The following is a 20047-nucleotide window of genomic DNA, read 5'->3' as shown; positions in this document are numbered from 1 at the left end:
CCGTGACCGCCGGCGCATGGTCCGTCACGCATGCGGCATGGACCCGACCTTCAGGTTCGGCTCTCCTGTCAGCCATCCACCACCGTCCCCGGGTGTCCCACTTCGAAGCGGGCCGGGTCGATGCCGTGGGTGGCCAGCGCGGTGCGCAGCAGCTGTGGCGGCTCGTCCCGCGCTTCGTCGGTCAGGGCGAAGGTTCCCCAATGGATGCCGACGGCCTTCCTCGCCCCGATGTCCAGCATGATCCGCACCGCCTCGTCCGGGTCGCAGTGCTGGGCGGACATGAACCAGCGCGGGTCATAGGCGCCGATGGGAATCAGCCCCAGATCGCAGGCTCCCAGCCGCTCCCCTATGGCGCGGAAGGCCGCCCCGCTGCCGTAGCCGGTGTCCCCGGCGAAATAGACCGAGCCGGCCGGCGTGCGCAGGACGAAGCCGCCCCACAGCGCCATGCGCCGGTCACGCCCGGTGCGTGACGACCAGTGGTTGGCCGGCACGATGTGGACTTCCGCCTCCGGCGCCAGTTCGAACCGGCTCCACCAGTCGCCCGCCGCGACCCGCACCCCCGGAATATGCTTGCGCAGGATGGTGTCGTTGCCGAGCGGCGTCACCATCAGCGGCGCGTCGCGCCGGTGCAGGCGCTTCAGCGTCGCCACGTCCAGATGGTCGTAATGGTTGTGCGACACCAGAACCGCGTCGATCTTCGGCAGATCGTGGAAGCGGATGCCCGGTGCGGTGACCCGCTTCGGCCCGGCGAAGCGGACCGGGCTGGCGCGGTCGGACCAGACCGGATCGGTCAGGATGTTCAGCCCGGCCGCCTGGACCAGGGTGGTGACATGCCCCACCACCGTCACGCGGAGGCCCGCGACGTGCCGTGCCGGCATCACCGGCGTGACGGCCACCTGCCGCGGCCACTTGACCGCCTTCCGCCCGAATTGCCAGCGAAGCAGCTGGCGCAGGCTGCGGTCGGTTTCCGGTTCGCCCGGATTGAAGAAGCGCAGCCCGTCGAAATTCGACGTCGCCGGACCCTGCCAATAGGGATTGCACATGCGTACCGGATCCTTTGCAACCATGGTTCCGGAGGAGATGGTGTCGCCGCGGCGAAGTTCTATGGACCGGCGATGGGCGGTCGCGCTACTGTGCCGCCTTCATTCATGGTTTGATCCCGGTTCGATCCAATGCAGTCCGATAGCCCGACCGACGAACAGCATCGCGCCATCCAGGCGATCGACGCTTGGTACAAGGACGACGATGCCCAGCAGGTCTTCTGGCTGGCCGGGGAGGCCGGAACCGGCAAGACCAAGACCACCGTCTTCGCGCTGGAGCATCTGCTGGAGCGCCGCCGGCTGACCGACTATGTGGTGGGCGCCCCCACCGGCAAGGCCGCCCAGGTGCTGCGCCACAAGGGCATCGACGGGGCGGCGACCCTGCACTCGCTGCTCTACGCTCCGCGCAAGGACGGCGACAGCGGCGAGCTGATCTTCGCCCGCCGCAATGACGGGCCGGTGGCCGACGCCGACCTGATCGTCTGCGACGAGGGGTCGATGATCGGCGACGATCTGGCGCGCGACCTGATGCGGACCGGCAAGAAGATCCTCGTCATCGCCGACGATTACCAGCTGCCGCCGGTCTCCGGCCAGGGGCTGTTCACAAGCGGGGAACCGGATTTCCGCCTGACCGAGCCGCACCGCACCGCCCGCGAAAGTCCGGTGATCCGGCTGGCCCATCTTCTGCGCCGGCAGGAGATGCCGCGGCGCTTCGGGTCCGTCGGCAAGGTCCATGTCCTGCCGCTGGAGCACCGCACTCAATCGCTGGTGATGCGGCAGTCCTCACAGGCGATCTGCGGCACCCACCGCGTCCGCACCACCTACACCAAGCGCATGCGCACGCTGCTCGGCCACGACTCCACGATGCCGCAGATGGGAGAGCGGGTCATCTGCCGGCGCAACCAAAAGGACGAGGGGCTCTTCAACGGCATGATCGGTTCCCTGACCCGGCCGGCCGCCGAGGCGCAGGGCCGCGACGCCGGCCTGTGGTCGCTCGGCGTGCAGATGGAGGACGAGGTGCGGTCGCGCAGCAAGCTGATCGTCCATCCCTGGATGTTCCAGGCCCACTACACCGAGGGGATGGTCCAGCCGAGGGTGGGCAAGGACATCCAGCTTTACGACTGGGCGTGGCTGATCACCTGCCATGCCTCGCAGGGGTCGGAATTCCCGTCGGTCACCGTGGTGGACGATTCGGCAGCCTTCCGGGAGCATCGCTGGCGCTGGCTTTACACCGCCGTCACCCGCTCGCGCGAGGAGCTGGTTCTGCTGCTGCGCAATGCCGACCTCGGCGGGCCGTGGCAGGTTCCTGAATTCGACGACTGCCTGCCGGCCTGATCCATAAATTCAATTTATCGAACGCATCACATCTTTGTGTTGGATGTGATCGGAAGCGGTCTCCATAATTTTACGTATGGGAACGGTGTTTTTTCCGGTCCCGACCGCTTCCGGAGACCCGTTCCATGATCCTCGACACCGCGGCACCCGCAAAGGCGGTGCCGGGAAAGCCTTTGCTTTTCCATATCCGCGGCCTTCTGCCCGGTATTGCCCTGTGCGTCGGCGTTACCGCACTCGCCTTCGCCGCGGCCAAGGCTGAGACGGCGCTGTTCGGTGAGGCGTGGATCGAGGCGCTGGTGCTGGCGATCCTGATCGGCACCACGCTCCGCACCGCCTGGGCGCCGTCCGCAAGCTGGCAACCGGGCATCGCCTTTTCCGCCAAAATTCTGCTGGAGGTGGCGGTGGTCCTGCTGGGGGCGTCGGTCAGCGCCGCGACCATCCTGTCGGCCGGGCCAGTTCTGTTGCTGGGCATCGCAGGCGTGGTGGCTCTGGCGCTGTTTGCGGGATTCGGGATCGGGCGATTGCTCGGCCTGCCGGTGCGCATGGCAGTGCTGGTGGCCTGCGGCAACGCGATCTGCGGCAACTCGGCCATCGCCGCGGTGGCGCCGGTGATCGATGCGCACAGCGACGATGTCGCCGCCTCCATCGCCTTCACCGCCGTTCTGGGCGTGGCCGTCGTGCTTGGCCTGCCGCTGCTCGGCATCGGGTTGCGGCTGAGCGGGGTGCAGTATGGCGCGCTGGCCGGGTTGACGGTCTATGCCGTGCCGCAGGTGATCGCCGCCGCCGCACCGCTGGGCGCCACCGCCGTGCAGGTCGGCACGCTGGTGAAGCTGGTGCGGGTGCTGATGCTTGGACCGGTCTGCCTGCTGCTGTCGCTGCTGGCACCCCGGCTGGCTGGAGAGGCGGTTGACGCCGATGCCGGCGCGCCGCGTCGAGGCCGGCCTTGTCCGCCCGTCCATCATCTGGTGCCGTGGTTCATCCAGGGCTTCCTGGCGATGATCGCCCTGCGCTCGTTCGGCCTCATCCCGCATGCCGCCCTGCTGGCGATGGAGCACACGGCCACTCTGCTGACGGTGGTGTCGATGTCGGCGCTGGGGCTGGGAGTCGATGTGCGGACGGTGGCGCGGGCCGGCGGGCGGGTGACGGCGGCGGTGGTGCTTTCCCTGCTGGCGCTGGGCACGATCAGCCTGACCCTGATCCGCCTGATCGGCCTGACTTGAAGCTTGGGCTGGAAAACGGGCGGGAGTCTACATCCGGCACCCGAGGGCCGCATTGATGCAGGTTAATGCAGGATTCCGCCGCTGTGCGATCCTGGGATCACCAAGCCCCTTCGCCCGCCCCTCACCGACCGGCCGGCGGATGGGGCGGGCCCCGCGGGGAGGGCGGCCCAGGCGCCGCGCGCCCCGCGCGTAGAACAAGGAGCATGGTCATGCGTCAACCGTTGCAGATCGCCTTCCGCAACATCGACCCCTCTCCCGCCCTGGAGCATTCGATCCGCGAGCATGCCGACAAGCTCGACCGCTATTTCGGAAATATCCTGTCCAAACGCGTGGTCTGCGAAGTTCCCCACCGCCACCAGCATCAGGGCAAGCAGTACACCGTCCAGGTCGCTCTGACCGTTCCTGGAGAGGAACTGGTCGTACGCAGCGACAAATCCGGCGGTCATGGCCACGAGAGCGCCGATGCGGCCATCCGTGACGCCTTCGACGCGGCACGCCGCACATTGGAGCGTTTCGCCGAGCGTCATCGCCACGAGGTGAAGGTCCACGCGTCCGACGCCGCCCTGCCGTAATCGCCTGGACAGCAAGCTGTCCGTTTCCGCTCCGCCCAGCGCCCCGCCTATCCGGCCATCCGGACGGGCGGGGCGTTTTGCTTTGCGGCAGACCTATGGAATTAGACAATTTATCAATGTATAAGATAGCCAGTTCTGCAATAATTCACATTAAGATTTGAATTTTCCTACTTGAAAAGTAGGAAAATATCATGTTCAATCTCCCCGATCCGTCGGGGCGATCTCGTCGCTCCGGTCATTTGTGCCGCAGGAGAACGGAGCCATGACGATCGACACTGCTCAACACTCCGCCCCGCCGTCTCTCGACCATCTGGTCGGGGTGATCGGGGACAATCTGCGCGGTCTCCGCCGGCGGCAGGGGCTGTCGGTGGACGGGCTGGCACAGCTGTCCGGCAGCGACCCTCACATCCTGATGGCGATAGAAGAGGGGCGGCACCGCCCCGACATCGGCACCTTGTGGACGGTCGCCAAGGCACTGGACCTTTCCTTCTCCAGCCTGCTCAGCACCGGAGGCGACGCCGGCACCACGGTGATCCGTCGGGCCGAGCAGCGCAGCCTGACCTCCCGCGACGGCCTTTTCACCTCCCGCGCCCTATTCCCGCTGAAGGGCGAGCGGCAGGTGGAGTTCTACGAACTGCGCCTGTCGCCCGGCGCCGACGAGTCCGCCGACGGCCACTCCCCCGGCACCATCGAAAACATCCTGGTCGGCCGCGGGCAGGTCGACATCGCCACTGCCGACGGCGAGCACCGGCTGGAGGAAGGAGACTCGATCCTGTTCGAGGCGGACGTCCCCCACCGCTACCGCAATTCCGGCGATGGCGAGGCGGTGCTGTACCTCGTCATGTCCTACATCCTCTGACCGTGGGGAGAGTGGCGATGCCGGATACCGTCCTGCCTTTTCAGCGACACCTGCCCGATCCGCAGGTGGTGGAGTTGGGCGCGCTGGCGGCCCGCGCCGGCCTCCTTCCCGCCGACCCGCTGCGCCAGCCACTGGCCGAGGCGCGCGATACGGCGGAGCGCTACCATGTCTTCCTCAACGGCCCGACGCTGCCCGCTGACGTGCGGGAGGTGGTGACGGACGGCCCGGCAGGGCCTTTGCGCCTGCGCCTGATCCGGCCGCCGGGCGCGTCGGAGGATGGCCGGCCCCTGCCGGTGCTGATCTACTTTCACGGCGGCGGCTTCGTGGTCAATTCCATCGATACCCATGACCGGCTGCTGCGCCTGCTCGCCCGGCACAGCGGTGCCGTGGTCTGCGCCGTCGCCTACAGCCTCGCACCGGAGCGGCGCTTTCCCCATCAGCGGGGGGAGGCGCTTGCCGCATTGCGCTGGGTGGTCCGCCATGGGGCCGGCCATGGCCTCGACCCGGAGCGTATCGCTGCCGGCGGCGATTCCGCGGGGGCCAATCTGGCGCTCGGCCTCGCCCTCGATGCGCGGGATGAGCCGGGGCCGCCGCTGTCCTTCGTCCTGCTGCTCTACGGCATGTTCGCCCATGATTTCGACACCGAATCGCACCGGCTGTTCGGCGACGGACGTTTCGGCCTGACAACGGAACGGATGCGCTGGTACTGGCGGCAGTATCTCGGCCATGGCGGGATCACCCGCGACCCTGCGGCGGCTCCGCTGCTCGCCGATCTGCGCGGATTGCCGGCGCTGCACATTGCCGCTGCCGGGCTGGACTGCCTGCGCGACGACAGCCTGCGGCTCGCCCAGCGGCTGGAGCAGGCACGGATCCCGCACCGGCTGGTCCTGCACGAAACTCTTCCCCACTCCTTCGCCAGCCTGACCCGCCATGTCCGCAAGGCTGAAGAGGCGGTGATCCTGGCCGCCGACTCCGTCCGCCGGGCCCTGTGCCCCTGACTGTGCCCAGGAATGTGCCGCTGAACGCCGGTCGTCTGTTTCCGAGCCATTTTCTGCCGCGCCCGTCCGGTTCCTCCGGGCGGGCGCATCATTTTTCGCCTGCCGGGCCGGTCAGGCGGCAATCCTGCTTGCCGGCACGCCGCACACTATGGTTGCATCAGTCATTGCGATTGATCGGGGGCTCGGCATGATCGAAAACGGTTCCTCGATTCTGGAGCGCCACAAGGTCTCCGTGGTCGGATCGGGGGCGGAAACGCTGGTCCTCATTCCCGGCTTCGGCACGGAACAGTCGGCGTGGCGCCACGTCGTGGAGGCGATGCAGGACCGCTATCGCATCGTGCTGTTCGATCTGGCCGGGATCGGTCCCGGCAATCAGATGCATTACGACCATGCCAGCTACGGCACGCTGGACGCCTATGCCCGCGATGTGGTGGCCATCCTCGAAACCCTTTGGATCGAGAAGTGCGTCTGCATCGGCCATTCGGTGGCGGGGATGGTGGCGGTGCTTGCTTCGATCAGGATGCCAAACCTGTTTGCCAAGCTGGTCCTGCTGGGCGGATCGGCCTGCTACCGCAATGTCGGCGACTATCGCGGCGGCTTCGACACCGCCGGCATCGATACCCTGATCGACAACGCAACGCACGATTACATGCGGTGGACGGTCCAATTTGGCCAGCTGGTCGTCTCCCGCCCGGCGGAGGATCCGGTCGTGCGGGAATTCGCCGCTTCGCTGCGGGCGATGCGTCCGGACATGGCGCTGTCGCTGCTGCTGACCGTGCTGCGCAGCGATGTCCGCAGCCGTCTTGCCGAGGTGACGGTGCCCGCCGTCATCCTGCAAGCCCGGGAGGATGCCGCGGTGACCCGTGAAGCGGCGGAGTATCTGCACGACCATCTGGCGGGCAGCGTTCTGGAGATCCTGGACGCATCCGGGCACCTGCCCCACATGTCGGCGCCTGGAACGGTGATCGCGGCGCTCGACCGCCATCTCTCCTGAATTTGCTAATTTAGTGATCGTATAGGGGAAATTCTGCATCGAAGGTCGAGAACCTAAACCAAGGTCTAGGGTCGCTCGACCTAAACACTGCCGGGGTTAATCTGCGTCTAGTGGTGTGCGGCACATGGTCGCGTTTACCCTGTGTGGGCAAGTCGGGCGGCGGTTCCTCTCCGTGGAAAGCCGCGCGCCAGCCAACGGAGACGCCCCATGGCCTCGGCCCACCAGTCCAATCTGCGGATGCGTTACGTTCCGACGCCGGATGAGCCGGAGGTGCTGATCCTCGGCTCGGGCAGCGGCACGGTGGGGGTCGCGCGGATCCGGTGCATGGCGGGCGGCGTCGGCCATTTCAGCCCGGCGTCGGAGGATGCCTTTCTGGTCAGCCATCACCTGTCCAATTTCCATTCCGACGTCTGGGTCGACGGCCGGCTGGTGGAGAAGCCCGCCAACATCGCCGGGCTGACCTCGATCCACGACTACCGCCGCAAGATCGATTGCCACATGCACACGGCGTTCGACACGCTGACCTTCCATCTGCCCCGCACGGCGCTGGAAAGCGCCTGCCCCGACGTCCATGGCGGCCGGCTGGAGGATCTGTCGATTGCGCCCAGCAGTCCGGTCAACGATCCGACCGTGCGGGCGCTGGCGTCGGCCATCCTGCCGACGCTGGAGTTTCCGGAGCGGATCAGCCTGCTGTATCTCGACCATGTCTGTTCGGCGCTGGCGACCCACGTCGTGACCGCCTATGGCCGGGTGAGCGCCGCCAGGACCGGGGGCATGCTGGCCCCCTGGCAGGAGAGGCGGGTGAAGGAGATGATCGCTGCCAATCTCGACGGTGAGATCCGGCTTGCCGATCTTGCCGCCGAATGCCGGCTGTCGGTCGGGCATTTCGTCCGCGCCTTCCGCCGTACCGCCAACACCACTCCCTACCAGTGGCTGCTGCACCGGCGGATCGACCATGCGAAGACGCTGATGCGCGACGGATCCCAGACGCTGGCCGATGTGGCGCTGGCCTGCGGTTTCGCCGACCAGAGCCATTTCACCCGCACCTTCAGCCGTCTGGTCGGCATTTCGCCGCGCAGCTGGCGGCGGCGCAATGCCGGTGTCGATACCGTCCTGCCGGCGGGCCTCCCGTCCCATGCGCCTGCCGAAATCCCCTGTGCCTGATCGCCCTGCCGGCGCATCGCGGCAATTTCCCCAACTGCGGCGGAATGCCGCTATCCTGCCGAAGCTGCGCTGGGTAAGGGCCGTTTCATGGAGTCCAGTCTAGACCATCTGACGGAGACGGGCTCCGGCACCCACGCGCTTGGCGGCGATGGGGAAACCCGGCTGCTGCGGGTGACGCGGCCGGGCCAGCCCTTTCCGATCCTGGCGCGCATGGCGGAACCGGGTGTGCCCACCGATGCCGTGCTCGCCCGCCTGCGGCAGGAGCATGACCTGTCGCCGCTGCTCGACCCCGCCTGGGCGGTGAAGCCGCTCGAACTGTTGCGCCATGGCGCCGTGCCGGTGCTGACCCTGGCCGATCCGGGCGGGCAGCCGCTGCCGGCGCTGTCGCTGTCCACGCCTGCCGTATCCGCCGGGGCATTCCGCCAGCGGCTGTCCCTGGCGATCCGCATCGCCGCCGCGGTGGCGCGGCTGCACCGCCGCGGGATCCTGCATGGCGATCTGCGGCCCTTCAACCTGCTGGTCGGGGAGGATGGCGCGGTGCGGCTGACCGGCTTCGGCCGCGCCGCCGACCTGTCTGCCCCACGGCGGCAGGAGGTGGAGTGGCCGGCGGCGCTGCTGCCCTACATGGCGCCCGAGCAGTCGGGGCGGATGAACCGTCCGGTCGACCGGCGCAGCGACCTCTATGCGCTGGGTGTAACGCTCTACGAGCTGTTCACGGGAGAACTGCCCTTCGCCGCCCGCGATGCGATGGAATGGGTCCACAGCCATCTCGCCCGCGCGCCGATCCCGCCGGCCACCCATGCTCCCGACCTGCCGCCGGGGATTTCCGGCATCCTGCTGCGGCTGCTCGCCAAGATGGCGGAGGACCGTTACCAGACCGCCGACGGCCTGATCCGCGACCTCACCCACGCCCTCCAGCTTTGGGATGGACAGGGCAGCATTCCGGCTTTCCCGCCCGGCGGCCGCGACCTGCCGGAGGGGCTGGAGCCGCCGTCCTCGCTCTATGGCCGGGAGGAGCCGGTGGCCGTGCTCCAGGCCGCCTTCGATCGTGTCGCCGGCCGGGGCCGGATGGGTATCGTGCTGGTTTCCGGCCGGTCCGGCGTGGGGAAGTCGGCGGTCGTCCATGCGCTGGAGGAACAGCTGGTGCCGCCGCGCGGCCTGTTCGCCGCCGGCAAGTTCGACCAGGGCCGCCGCGACCTCCCCTATGCCAGCCTGGCGGAGGCCTTCCGCGGCCTGATCGCGCGCCTCCTCGCCCTGCCGGTCCCGCACCGCGACCAGTGGAGCCGCGGTCTCGGCGACGCGGTCGGCGACGGCGGCGCGCTAATGACCGCGCTGATCCCCAACCTCGCCCTGCTGATCGGCGAACAGCCGCCGGTGCCGCCGCTGCCGCCGCAGGAGGCGCAGAACCGCTTCGACCTGCTGTTCCGCCGCGTGCTCCAGCTTTTTGCCCGCGCCGACCACCCGCTGGTGCTGTTCCTCGACGATCTGCAGTGGCTGGACCGTGCGACGCTGGATCTGCTGAACCGGCTGGTCGCCGACGGCGGTATCGGCCATCTGCTGCTGATTGGCGCCTACCGCAGCGACGAGGTCGGGCCGGACCATCCGCTCGCTGCCCTGATGGAGCGGATCAGGCGTTCCGCGGCAGAGCCTGCCGAAGCGGAAATCGATTGCTGCGAGATCGCGCTGGGACCGCTGTCGTCCGACGACCTGCGCCGGATGGTTTCCGACAGCCTGGACCGCAAGCCCGACGAGGTGGCGGCGCTGGCCGCCCTGCTGGAGGAGCGGACCGGCGGCAACGCCTTCTTCGCCGTGCAGCTTCTGACCGCGCTGGAGCGCTCCGGCCGGCTGTGGTTCGACCGCGAGGCGAAGCGCTGGGACTGGGATATGGCGGCGGTGGAAACGGCCCGGTCGGGCGCCAGCATCGCCACGTTGATGACCGAACGGCTCGGGCGTTTCCCGGCGCGGGCGCGCGATCTGCTGGCCCGGCTTGCCGCGCTGGGCGCCAGCGCTGCCCTCGCCACCCTGGCGCTTGCCGCCGGCCTGACGGAGGCGGAAACCGGGCGCGATCTGGAGCCGGTTCTGGCCGAAGGGCTGATTCTGCGCAGCGATGGCGGCTACCGCTTCCTCCATGACCGGGTGCAGGAAGGAGCCTATGCGCTGGTTCCGGCCGAGGGGCGCAGCAGGCTCCATCTCGACATCGCCCGCGCCCTGCACCGCGGATTTGCCGCCGATCTTTCGGGAGGACGGCTGTTTGCGCTGGTCGGGCAGTATGACCGCTGTCTCTCCCTGATCCAGGACGGGCGCGAGCGGGAGGAGGTGGCAACTCTGCACCTTGCCGCCGGTCATCAGGCCAAGGCCGCCAGCGCCCACGGCTCCGCACTCGCCTATGCGCTGGCCGGCCTCCGCCTGCTTGAAGGGGGCCAGTGGGAGCGGCGGCACCGTCTGGCCTTCGCGCTGGAACATCTCCAGGCCGAATGCGAGTTCCTCAGCGGCGATCTGCAGCGGGCGGAACTGCGGCTTCTCGGGCTGGTCGGGCGGAGCGGATGTCCGGCCGACCGCGCCGCCATAACCGCCCTGCTGGTGACCGTCTACACCGCCATCGACCGCAGCGACCGCGCCATCGACGCCTGCCTCGCCTACCTGCGCGGCGCCGGCATCGACTGGCCGGCCCACCCGCCGGCCGCCCTTGCCCATGAGGAATATGCGCGGCTGCGCGCGGCTATCGGCGGCCGGCCGATCAGTTCGCTGGCGGCGCTGTCGGCGGTGAACGATCCCGACAGCCGGGCGACGCTGGACGTGCTGGCGGCGGCCCTGCCGCCCGCCTTCTTCAGCGACCGCAACCTCGTCTGCCTGATCCTCTGCCGGATGGCGAACCTGACTCTCCAGCATGGACGCAGCGACGCCTCCGCCCTGGGCTTTGCCTATCTCGGCATGATGGCCGGCCCCTATTTCGGCGATTATGACGCCGGCTACGCGTTCGGCCGGCTCGGCTACGATCTGGCGGAGCGGCACGGGCGGACGCGCTACCGGGCGCGGGTACTGATGACGTTCGCCTATCATGTCGTGCCCTGGACCCGCGACATCCGCAGCGAGCGGCCTTTGCTCCTGCGCGCCTTCGAGGAGGCGCGGGAGGCCGGCGACGTCACCTATGGCGGCTTCACCAGCGTGACGCTGGTCACCAGCATGCTGGCGTCGGGCGATCCGCTGGCGACGGTGCAGCGCACGGCGGAGGCGCGGCTCGCCTATGTGCGGCAGGTGAAGTTCGGGCTGTGCGCCGACATCCTGACCACCCAGTTGCAGCTTGTGCGCGCCTTGCGCGGGCGGACCGACGAACTCGGCTCCTTCGACGGGCGCGGCTTCGACAATGCCGCCTTTGAGGCGCGGCTGCTGGCCAACCCCAGCCTGGACATCGCCACCTGCTGGCATTGGATCCGCACGCTCCAGCTCCGCTGCATCGCCGGCGATATGGCGGCGGCGGTCGAGGCGGCCGAGCGGGCCGAGGGGCTTTTGTGGACCACCTCGGGCCATTGGGAAATGGCGGAGTTCCATTTCCACGCCGCCCTGGCCAGGGCAGGGTCGATGGATGGGGTAGAGCCGGAGGAGCGTGCCCGGCATGCCGTGGCCCTGTCCCGCCATCTCAACCAGTTGCGCGAATGGGCCGGCCACAGCCCCGACAGCTTCGACGCGCGCTTCGCCCTGGCGGAGGCGGAGGCGGCACGCACGCAGGGGCGGATCGAGGATGCGATGCGCGGCTACGACCGCGCCGTTCTGGCCGCCCGCCGCAACGCCCTGCCGCATGTGGAGGCGCTGGCCCATGAATGCGCCGCCGGCCTCTACCGCCGGATGGGGGTTCCCACGCTGGAGCTGGCCTGCATCCGCGAGGCGGCCGACCGCTATGGCCGTTGGGGGGCGACGGCCAAGGTCCGGCAGCTCGCCCGCCGCCATCCCTCCCTGACCCTTGAGTCGGGCGAGGCGGTGATGCCGGAGGCCCCGCGTGGGTTCGATGGGGTCGATCTGGCCTCTCTCCTTGAGACGCTGCGCACCGTTTCCGATCAGGCGGGCGTGGAACAGCTGACCACCACCCTGCTGACCCTGGTGCTGGAACATGCCGGCGCCAGCCGCGGACTGCTGATCCTCGCCCGCGGCGAACGGCTGCGGGTGGAGGCGGAGGCGACCATCGGCCTCTATGGCGTGTCGGTCCGGCTTGTGCAGGAGGATGCCGACCGCTTCCCGCTGCCCCACACCATCATCCATGGCGCCGTCCGCGACCAGGAGGCGGTGATCGTCGACGACACCCGCGCCGCCGGCCCGCTGTCCGCCGATCCCTATTTCCAGGAGACGGAGGCGCGCTCCATCCTGTGCCTGCCGCTGGTCCGCCGCCGCCGTGTCGTCGGGCTGCTGCATCTGGAGAATGCGCTGGCGACCTACGCCTTCACTCCGCAGCGAGTCAATGTGCTGACCCTGCTCGGCGCCCAGGCGGCGGCCTCGCTGGAAACGGCGACGCTGGAGGAGAAGGACGCGCTGCTGAAGGAAATCCACCACCGGGTGAAGAACAACCTCCAGCTCGTCACCAGCCTGCTCAACCTTCAATCCCGTCGCATCGAGGACAAGGCGGTGGCAGCATTGTTCGCCGACAGCCGCGACCGCGTGCGCTCGATGGCGCTGGTGCACGAAAGCCTCTACCGCCTGGGCAACTTCGCCTGGGTGCCGATGCGCGAGCATCTGGAATCGGTCTGCGCCCATCTGCTGCGCGCCTATTCCCGGAATGCCGGGGCTGTGCGGCTGGAAACCGAGCTCGACGACCTGAAGCTGGACCTCGACCGTGCGGTGCCCTGCGGGCTGATCGTCAACGAACTGGTCTCCAACGCGCTGAAGCATGCCTTTCCGGGCGGGCAGGGCGGGGTTCTGCGGATCGCCCTGACCACCGACGGGCAGGATTGCCGCCTGTCCGTCCGGGACGACGGCGTGGGCTTGCCCGAAGGATGCGATCCCGATAGGATGGAGTCCGTAGGCTTTCAACTTGTTTCGGACTTGACCAGTCAGTTGCACGGTGCATTGAAGTACAGGTCGGGTGCAGGTTCAGAATTCATCGTTACCTTTCCTTTGAAGGGGCGCAATCGGGGAAGTCAATGATCGCGGCACGCATTCTGATCGTCGAAGACGACCGCATCGTTGCGCGCGATATTCAGCATCAACTGTCCCGCATGGGCCATGTGGTGGTCGGCATGTCTGCCAGCGGCGAGGATGCCGTCCGGATGGCGTGCAGCCAGCAGCCCGATCTCGTCCTGATGGACATCCGCCTGGAAGGGGAGATGGACGGGATCGAGGCGGCGCGCCGGATCCGCGACGCCCACCGCATCCCCATCGTCTTCCTGACCGCCTATGCCAACGACGAGATCGTGCATCGCGCCAGCCTGACGGAGCCCTTCGGCTATCTGCTGAAGCCCTTCGAAGAGCCGCAGATGCGCACCGTGATCCAGATGGCGCTGTACAAGCATGCCAGCGACACCAGGCTGCGCCTCAGCGAGCGGCGCTATGCCGCGACGCTGGCCAGCATCCGCGACGGCGTCATCCTGTGCAACCGCGACGGCCGGGTCGATTTCATGAACCGCGCGGCGGAGACGATGAGCGGCTGGACCGCCGCGGACGCCGCCGGCCAGCCGCTGTCCGCCGTCTTCGTCGTGGTCGACGAGGAAACGCAGCAGCCGTTGGAGGATTTCTCCGCCGTCGTCCTGCGCAGCGGCGACTTCGCCCCGCCGGAACGGCAATCCCGCCTGCTGCCGCGCGGCGGGGATGCGGGCGCTTTGCCGGCTGGGATCGTCGTCGAGGAGCGTTGCTCCGCCATCATCGACGACCGTGGGGATCTCGTCGGATCGATCCTGGTTTTCCGCGATCTGACCCAGCGCCGCCGGATCGCAGAGGCCCTGCGCACGGCCCAGGCCGATCTCGCCCATATCGGCCGGCTGACCATGATGGGAGAGCTGGCCGCCGCCGTCGCGCATGAGGTGAACCAGCCGCTGATGGCGATTGTCACCAATGCCGGAACCTGCCTCCAGCACCTGTCGCAGCCTCAGCCCGACCTCGACAAGACCCGCATGGTGGTGGAGCGGATCGTGCGCGACGCCCAGCGGGCCGGCGACGTGGTGCGCAGCATCCGCGCGCTGGCCCGCCGGACTCCGGTCGATCCCGGCTGGGTCGACATCAGCGCGCTGACGGCCGACACGCTGGAACTGGTGCGGGCGGAACTGCGCCGCGCCCGCATCACGGTGGAAACCGATCTGCAGGCCGGTCCGCCCTGGGTTCATGGCGACCGGGTGCAGTTGCAGCAGCTCGTCCTGAATCTGGTGATGAACGCCATCGAGGCGATGTCCGCCGACGATCTGCCCGAACGGCGCCTGCGCATCGTCACCGGCAGCGATGACGGCTGGCTCCGCGTCCGGGTCGAGGACAGCGGGCCGGGCATCGTCGAAACCGACATCGACGCCATCTTCCGCGCACTCTACACCACCAAGCCCGACGGGCTGGGCATGGGCCTGTCGATCAGCCGGTCGATTGTCGAACTGCATGGCGGACGGCTGACCGCGACGCCCGGCACGTCGGGCGGGAGCGTGTTCGAATTCGTGCTGCCCGTATCGCCCGGAGGAAAGTGATGGTGAGGAAGGCGGAGGCCGTGGCGGCGCCCGAAACCGTCGTCATCATCGACGACGACGAAGCCGTCCGCGAGGCGTTGGAAGGGCTGCTCGATTCCGTCGGCCTGCAGGTCAGGAGTTACGGCTCGGTCCAGCAGTATGTCGACCAGCGGCCGGCCATCGACGTCGGCTGCATGGTGCTGGACGTGCGTTTGCCGGGGCGCAGCGGCCTGGATTTCCAAGCGGAACTCGCGCGTTCCGGCAACAGCCTGCCGGTGATCTTCATCAGCGGCCATGCCGACGTGCCGATGTCGGTGCGTGCCATGAAGGCCGGAGCCTTCGAGTTCCTGACCAAGCCCGTGCATCACCAGGAGCTTCTGGACGCCATCCATGCCGCCATCGCCGCCCATGGCGAGCGCCGTTGCCAGGAACGCAGCCTGACCACCCAGCGCACCCGCTTCGACACGCTGACCCCGCGCGAACGCGAGATCACGTTGATGGTGGTCTCCGGCCTGCGCAACAAGCAGATCGCCGACGATCTCGGGCTCAGCGAGGCGACGGTGAAGCTGCACCGCGGTCAGGCCATGCGCAAGATGGAGGCCCGCTCCGTCGTGGAACTGGTCCGCATCGTCGACAGCCTGACCGCGACCGGCCGGACCCAATAGAGGGCAACTGTCAGCCTTCGCCTGTGAACCTCCATGGCGTGTCGGATTTGGTCATATGACTATTTCCATAGATCCGTCGTCACGGACTGTCACGGCGATGGCCGGCGACGGAATCCTCCCCATCAACCGCCTCGGCCGGCAACGATGGCGCAGCGGTAGCCAATTCGTTGAACGAAGCTTTCGAAGTGATCGTTGCCCTTCGATCAATCCGTATGACTGAGACAATTGCCCGAAGCAAAAACAGGAATTTATTCTAACTATTTCTTAAGCATTCTCCCGTTTTTCCTGCCTGACATGGGTGCCGGAAAGGGCATGCGCCGCAAAAGAAGAACAAGGCGCCGTTGGCGGAATTAAATCGGGGGTTGGGTATGACGATCAGGGCATTGTCCCTTGCGGGCAAGACTGTGATGCTCTGTGGCGGCGGGCTGCTGTTGCTTGCGTTCTCTACATTCGGTGTAAATGAATTTCTGCTGACCAGCTATGCCGACCGGGTGGCGATGGAGCGGCAGGAAACCAACATGCGCGTCGCCTGGGACGTGCTGAACCAGTATGGGCAGGCGTTCGATGCGCATGACGGCAAGCTGCTTGCCGGCGAGCGCGCCCTGAACGACTTCTTTGAGCCGGTTGATCGGGTCAAGCGTCTGGTCGGCGGCACCGCAACCCTGTTCATGGGCGACCGCCGCGTCGCCACCAACGTGCTGAAGCCGGACGGCGGCCGCGCGGTCGGCACGACGCTGGCGAAGGGGCCGGTCTACGACGCGGTGTTGGGGCGCGGGGTGCCCTATCGCGGGCAGGCCGACATCCTGGGCACGCCCTTCTACACCGCCTACGACCCGATCAAGGCGCCGGACGGCCGTGTCGTCGGCATCCTCTATGTCGGCATTCCGAAGGCGGAATTCTTCGCGGCGATCCGCGATACCCAGGCGATGATCGCGGTCATCAGCGCCATCGTGACCCTGCTGGTCGCCGCCGGCTGCCTGCTGCTGGCGCGGCGCATGTTCCGGCCGCTGTCCGGCATCCGCGTCGCGATGGAGGAGTTGGCGCGCGGCAACCTGTCGGTCGCCATCCCGGCGCTGGACCGCAAGGACGAGATCGGCGGCATGGCCAGGGCGCTCGGCGTGTTCAAGGACAACGCGCTGGAGGTCGCCCAGTTGCATGAGGCCCAGGCGGCGGAGCGCGCGCGGTCGGTTCAGGAACGCCGTGCGGCGATGGAGGAGGTGGCGCAGTCTTTCGAAGGCTCGCTTCTGGGCGTCGTCGGCGTGCTGAGCGCCACCACGACGCAGTTGCAGGCCAACGCCCAGCGCCTGCACGACATCGCCGAGACCGGCAGCGTCCGCGCCCACACCGTCAGCACCGCGGCGGGCGAGGCCAGCGACGACGTGCGCACCGTCGCCGGCGCCGCGGAGGAGATGAGCAGCTCCATCGGCGAGGTCGGCCGGCAGGTGGAGGAGTCCGCCCGCATGGTCCGCAGCGCGGTGGAGGAGGTGACCCGCACCAACCACACAATGGACGGGCTGGCCGCCGCCGCCGGCAAGATCGGCGAGGTGGTGACCCTGATCCAGGACATCGCCGCCCAGACCAACCTGCTGGCGCTGAACGCCACCATCGAAGCGGCGCGGGCGGGGGAGGCCGGCAAGGGCTTCGCCGTCGTCGCCGGCGAGGTGAAGACGCTCGCCAACCAGACCGCGCGCGCCACCGACGACATCGCCCGCCAAGTGGCGGAAATCCAGGCGGTGACCGGTCATGCGGTGGAGGCCATCGAAGGGATCGGCCGCACCGTGCTGTCGGTCAGCGACCTTGTCGGCCGCATCGCCGTCTCCGCCGACCACCAGAGCGCCACCACCGCCGACATCGCCCAGTCTGTCCAGCGCGCCGCCGACCGCACGACCGAGGTCACCCACAACATCGAGGAGGTCTCGCAGTCCGCGCACGAGACCGGCGTGATGGCCTCCGAAGTCCGTGCCGCCGCCGCCGACCTCGGCCGGCGGGCGCTGTCCCTGCGCGATCAGGCGGAGGAATTCCTCCGCCATGTTCGGGCGGCATGACGACGCGATCAAGCGCCGCGATCAGGTGCTGAAGATCACCGAGCAGTCGATGTCCGGCAGGGTCGGCCGCCCGGTGAGCGCCATGGCGACCTCCAGCTCGGTTTGCAGCAGGGTCAGCATGTGGGCGACGCCGGCCATGCCGCCGACGGCCAGCGCATGCAGCACCGGCTGGCCCACCAGCACCGCGTCGGCACCCAGCGCCAGCGCCTTCAGGATGTCGGTGCCGCGGCGGATGCCGCCGTCCATCAGGACCGGTAGACGGCGAGCCGCCCGTTCCGCCACCGCCGGCAGAGCGTCGATGCTGGCGGGCAGGGTATCCAGCGTCCGGCCGCCATGGTTGGAGACGATCAGGCCGCCGGCCCCGGCGGCGATGGCGGGCTCCACATCCTCGGGATTGAGGATGCCCTTCAGCAGGACGGGCAGGCCCGTTTCGCTGCACAGCCACGCCACCATGTCCCAGGTCGGAGCGGCGTGCAGCATGCCCTGGAAGACCGGGCTGCCGGGGCGGGGCGGGCGGAAATCTTCGGGAGCGAGGCCGGCGAGATTCACCGGGGCGATGGTCGGCGGCAGGCGGAAGCCGGCACGCTGTTCCATGTTGCGCATCCCGTTCACCGGCGCGTCCACCGTCAGAACCAGCGCCTTGCAGCCGGCATCCTCCGCCCGCCGCACCAGGGTCAGCGTGTCCTCCCGCCGCGGCTGGCTGTAGAGCTGGAACCACAGGGGCGCCGTCGCCCGTCGGGCGATCTCGTCCACCCGGACGCTGGCCTGGGTGCTGACGGTCATCCAGCTGCGGGTCAGGCCGGCGGCCTCCACCGTCGCCAGTTCGCCGTCGGGATGGACCAACCTGTGATGGGCCATCGGCGCCAGGATGATGGGATAATCCAGCACTTCCCCGAACAGTTCGGACCGGGCGGTGGCGCCGGACAGGTCGCGCAGGACGCGCGGCATCAGGCGCAGGCAGTCGAAGGCCTCGCGGTTGGCGCGCTGGGTGATGCCGTCGGCCCCGGCCCCGGCGATGTAGGCGCGGGTCGCCGGATCGATCCGGCCGTTGAAATGCCGCTCATAGTCGGACAGCGACACGGTGTCGGGCGGGACGATCATCGGCAATCCTCCTTCCGGCTTTCGGCCAACCTCAGGGCCTCGGCGGCCAGCGCCTGGATCTGCGGATCGGGATGCGGGGCAAGGGCCGCCGCCATGCTGCGGTAGAAGTCGGGAAAGCCGCTGTCGAGCGCGAAGCGGAACCAGCGCAGCGCCTCCTCCCTCGCCCCGTCCCCGATCAGCAGGCGGGCATGGTTGAAGCGGCCCCAGCAATCGCCGCCCTCCGCGGCCGCCTTGAACAGGGCGCGCGCCGCGGCCTCGTCGGCCGGCACCGCGCGCCCGCTCTCGTGGAACAGACCCAGCATGTTCAACGCCTTGGCATTGCCCTTGGCGGCGGAGGCGGCATAGAGCCGATAGGCGGCCTCGTCATCCCCGGCGACGCCGATCCCGCGGCAATGGAGGTCGGCCAGATTGAACATCGCCCAGCCGTCGCCGAGATCGGCCGCCTTGCGGTAATGGGCCGCCGCCTCGATGGGATCGGCGGGAACGCCCCAGCCATGTTCATGGCAGCGGCCGAGCAGGTTGATGGCACGGGCGTCGCCGCCGCGGGCGGCGCTGCGGAACCAGGCGAAGGCCTGCCCGCCCTCGCCGCGGTCGAGGCAGGACTGGCCGAGCGCCAGCAGGGTATCCGCCGGGCTGATGCCGCGGGAGGTGGAGCGCATCGGAACCGTCCTCACACCTCCGCCCAGCGGCGCAGCAGGTTGTGGTAATGGTTGACCAGCGACAGGACGGCGTGGTGGCCGTCGCCCAGTTCCTGCCGCAGTTCGATGATCGCCATGTCGAGGTCGTAGAGCATGGTGCGCAGCCCGTCGTCGCGCACCATCGACTGGGTGAAGAAGAAGGAGGCCCAGCGCGATCCGCGCGTCACCGGGCTGACCTGATGCAGGCTGCTGGACGGATAGACCACCGCGTGCCCCGCCGGCAGCTTGACCGACCGGGTACCGTAGGTGTCCTCGACGATCAGCTCGCCGCCCTCGTACTCCTCGGGATCGCTGAGGAAGATGGTGGTCGACACGTCGGCCCGCATGCGCATGCCGCCGGTTCCGGGGATCGTGCGGATGCTGTTGTCGACGTGATAGCCGTAGGTCATGGCGTGGTCGTAGCGGTTGAACATCGGCGGCAGCACGCGCAGCGGCAAGGCGGCGGAATTGAAGGCCGGGCTGCGGGCCAGCGCGCGCAGGATGACGGTGCCAAGCTCCCGCGCGGTGTCGCTCTCCTCCGGGATTTGCAGATTGCGCTTGGCGCCTGCCGCCTGGTCGCCCGCGGTGACCCGCCCGTCGACCCAGGGCGATCCCTCCAGCACCGTGCGGCACTGCGCGATCTCATCCGCGGTGAGGATGTCGGGGATCTGCAGGAGCATGGGGTGGTTCCTCTTACAAGAGAAGCCGGACCGCCCGTGACGGGAGCGGTCCGGCCGGTTTTTCAAGC

At 68.5% G+C, this 20047-nt stretch carries 15 protein-coding genes; 11 read left to right on the top strand and 4 right to left on the bottom strand.

Annotation, left to right across the window (positions count from 1 at the left end; all coding sequences use genetic code 11):
- Window positions 1–68: 68 nt before the first annotated feature.
- Complete coding sequence (locus tag GBZ48_RS02565; protein ID WP_174469570.1) at window positions 69–1043, bottom strand: MBL fold metallo-hydrolase; 975 nt, start codon at window positions 1041–1043, stop codon at window positions 69–71.
- A gap of 129 nt (window positions 1044–1172) precedes the next feature.
- On the opposite strand from GBZ48_RS02565, the gene GBZ48_RS02560 reads away from it, so the two are divergent.
- The 11 genes from GBZ48_RS02560 (at window position 1173) to GBZ48_RS02510 (ending at window position 17521) form a co-directional block, all read left to right on the top strand.
- Window positions 1173–2375 carry an ATP-dependent DNA helicase gene (locus tag GBZ48_RS02560; protein WP_174469569.1) on the top strand — a complete coding sequence of 401 codons (1203 nt, stop codon included), beginning with the start codon at window positions 1173–1175 and terminating at the stop codon, window positions 2373–2375.
- Window positions 2376–2500: 125 nt separating this feature from the next.
- On the top strand, window positions 2501–3595 hold the full coding sequence (locus GBZ48_RS02555) for a YeiH family protein (RefSeq protein WP_174469568.1): 1095 nt from the start codon (window positions 2501–2503) through the stop codon (window positions 3593–3595).
- 209 nt (window positions 3596–3804) lie between these two features.
- Window positions 3805–4167 (top strand): HPF/RaiA family ribosome-associated protein, encoded by a 363-nt coding sequence (locus GBZ48_RS02550; protein WP_174469567.1) that lies wholly within the window; start codon window positions 3805–3807, stop codon window positions 4165–4167.
- Window positions 4168–4429: 262 nt separating this feature from the next.
- Window positions 4430–5026 (top strand): helix-turn-helix domain-containing protein, encoded by a 597-nt coding sequence (locus tag GBZ48_RS02545; protein ID WP_174469566.1) that lies wholly within the window; start codon window positions 4430–4432, stop codon window positions 5024–5026.
- A gap of 17 nt (window positions 5027–5043) precedes the next feature.
- The gene (locus GBZ48_RS02540; protein ID WP_174469565.1) at window positions 5044–6024 is read left to right on the top strand and encodes an alpha/beta hydrolase; all 981 of its coding nucleotides are present in this window, start codon (window positions 5044–5046) and stop codon (window positions 6022–6024) included.
- 187 nt (window positions 6025–6211) lie between these two features.
- Window positions 6212–7018 (top strand): alpha/beta fold hydrolase, encoded by an 807-nt coding sequence (locus GBZ48_RS02535; protein WP_174469564.1) that lies wholly within the window; start codon window positions 6212–6214, stop codon window positions 7016–7018.
- A gap of 207 nt (window positions 7019–7225) precedes the next feature.
- Window positions 7226–8182: a helix-turn-helix transcriptional regulator gene (locus GBZ48_RS02530; RefSeq protein ID WP_174469563.1), complete on the top strand. Its 957-nt coding sequence runs from the start codon at window positions 7226–7228 to the stop codon at window positions 8180–8182.
- 87 nt (window positions 8183–8269) lie between these two features.
- On the top strand, window positions 8270–13315 hold the full coding sequence (locus GBZ48_RS02525; RefSeq protein ID WP_174469562.1) for an AAA family ATPase: 5046 nt from the start codon (window positions 8270–8272) through the stop codon (window positions 13313–13315).
- A complete protein-coding gene (locus GBZ48_RS02520; protein WP_174469561.1) occupies window positions 13312–14832 on the top strand; it encodes a response regulator in 1521 nt (506 codons plus the stop codon). The genes GBZ48_RS02525 and GBZ48_RS02520 overlap by 4 nt, the downstream gene beginning before the upstream one ends.
- A complete protein-coding gene (locus GBZ48_RS02515) occupies window positions 14832–15476 on the top strand; it encodes a response regulator transcription factor (RefSeq protein ID WP_174469560.1) in 645 nt (214 codons plus the stop codon). Before GBZ48_RS02520 ends, GBZ48_RS02515 begins: the two co-directional genes overlap by 1 nt.
- A 431-nt stretch (window positions 15477–15907) precedes the next feature.
- Window positions 15908–17521, top strand: coding sequence for a methyl-accepting chemotaxis protein (locus tag GBZ48_RS02510; protein ID WP_246306939.1), 1614 nt, complete (start codon window positions 15908–15910; stop codon window positions 17519–17521).
- 21 nt (window positions 17522–17542) lie between these two features.
- Here the strand turns inward: GBZ48_RS02510 and GBZ48_RS02505 are convergent, their stop codons facing one another.
- Genes GBZ48_RS02505 through GBZ48_RS02495 form a run of 3 tightly spaced genes read right to left on the bottom strand, consistent with a single transcriptional unit; the run spans window position 17543 to window position 19979 of the window.
- On the bottom strand, window positions 17543–18622 hold the full coding sequence (locus tag GBZ48_RS02505) for an alpha-hydroxy acid oxidase (protein ID WP_174469559.1): 1080 nt from the start codon (window positions 18620–18622) through the stop codon (window positions 17543–17545).
- Window positions 18619–19281, bottom strand: a complete 663-nt coding sequence (locus tag GBZ48_RS02500; protein WP_174469558.1) for a tetratricopeptide repeat protein — start codon at window positions 19279–19281, stop codon at window positions 18619–18621. Before GBZ48_RS02500 ends, GBZ48_RS02505 begins: the two co-directional genes overlap by 4 nt.
- 11 nt (window positions 19282–19292) lie before the next feature.
- A complete protein-coding gene (locus GBZ48_RS02495) occupies window positions 19293–19979 on the bottom strand; it encodes a Fe2+-dependent dioxygenase (RefSeq protein ID WP_174469557.1) in 687 nt (228 codons plus the stop codon).
- Between the last annotated feature and the right edge of the window lie 68 nt (window positions 19980–20047).

The organism is Azospirillum melinis (genome assembly GCF_013340935.1).
Taxonomy (GTDB): Bacteria; Pseudomonadota; Alphaproteobacteria; order Azospirillales; family Azospirillaceae; genus Azospirillum; species Azospirillum melinis.
The sequence above is the reverse complement of the archived record's forward strand: the minus strand, read 5'-3'. Positions and strand labels throughout refer to the sequence as shown.

Bases quoted from the DNA above. Each gene is read 5' to 3' on its own strand.
- GBZ48_RS02515 (WP_174469560.1), top strand. From the start codon at position 14,832: ATGGTGAGGAAGGCGGAGGCCGTGGCGGCGCCCGAAACCGTCGTCATC.
- GBZ48_RS02540 (WP_174469565.1), top strand. From the start codon at position 5,044: ATGCCGGATACCGTCCTGCCTTTTCAGCGACACCTGCCCGATCCGCAG.
- GBZ48_RS02495 (WP_174469557.1), bottom strand. From the start codon at position 19,979: ATGCTCCTGCAGATCCCCGACATCCTCACCGCGGATGAGATCGCGCAG.
- GBZ48_RS02550 (WP_174469567.1), top strand. From the start codon at position 3,805: ATGCGTCAACCGTTGCAGATCGCCTTCCGCAACATCGACCCCTCTCCC.
- GBZ48_RS02535 (WP_174469564.1), top strand. From the start codon at position 6,212: ATGATCGAAAACGGTTCCTCGATTCTGGAGCGCCACAAGGTCTCCGTG.
- GBZ48_RS02525 (WP_174469562.1), top strand. From the start codon at position 8,270: ATGGAGTCCAGTCTAGACCATCTGACGGAGACGGGCTCCGGCACCCAC.
- GBZ48_RS02530 (WP_174469563.1), top strand. From the start codon at position 7,226: ATGGCCTCGGCCCACCAGTCCAATCTGCGGATGCGTTACGTTCCGACG.
- GBZ48_RS02560 (WP_174469569.1), top strand. From the start codon at position 1,173: ATGCAGTCCGATAGCCCGACCGACGAACAGCATCGCGCCATCCAGGCG.
- GBZ48_RS02565 (WP_174469570.1), bottom strand. From the start codon at position 1,043: ATGTGCAATCCCTATTGGCAGGGTCCGGCGACGTCGAATTTCGACGGG.
- GBZ48_RS02555 (WP_174469568.1), top strand. From the start codon at position 2,501: ATGATCCTCGACACCGCGGCACCCGCAAAGGCGGTGCCGGGAAAGCCT.
- GBZ48_RS02520 (WP_174469561.1), top strand. From the start codon at position 13,312: ATGATCGCGGCACGCATTCTGATCGTCGAAGACGACCGCATCGTTGCG.
- GBZ48_RS02500 (WP_174469558.1), bottom strand. From the start codon at position 19,281: ATGCGCTCCACCTCCCGCGGCATCAGCCCGGCGGATACCCTGCTGGCG.
- GBZ48_RS02505 (WP_174469559.1), bottom strand. From the start codon at position 18,622: ATGATCGTCCCGCCCGACACCGTGTCGCTGTCCGACTATGAGCGGCAT.
- GBZ48_RS02545 (WP_174469566.1), top strand. From the start codon at position 4,430: ATGACGATCGACACTGCTCAACACTCCGCCCCGCCGTCTCTCGACCAT.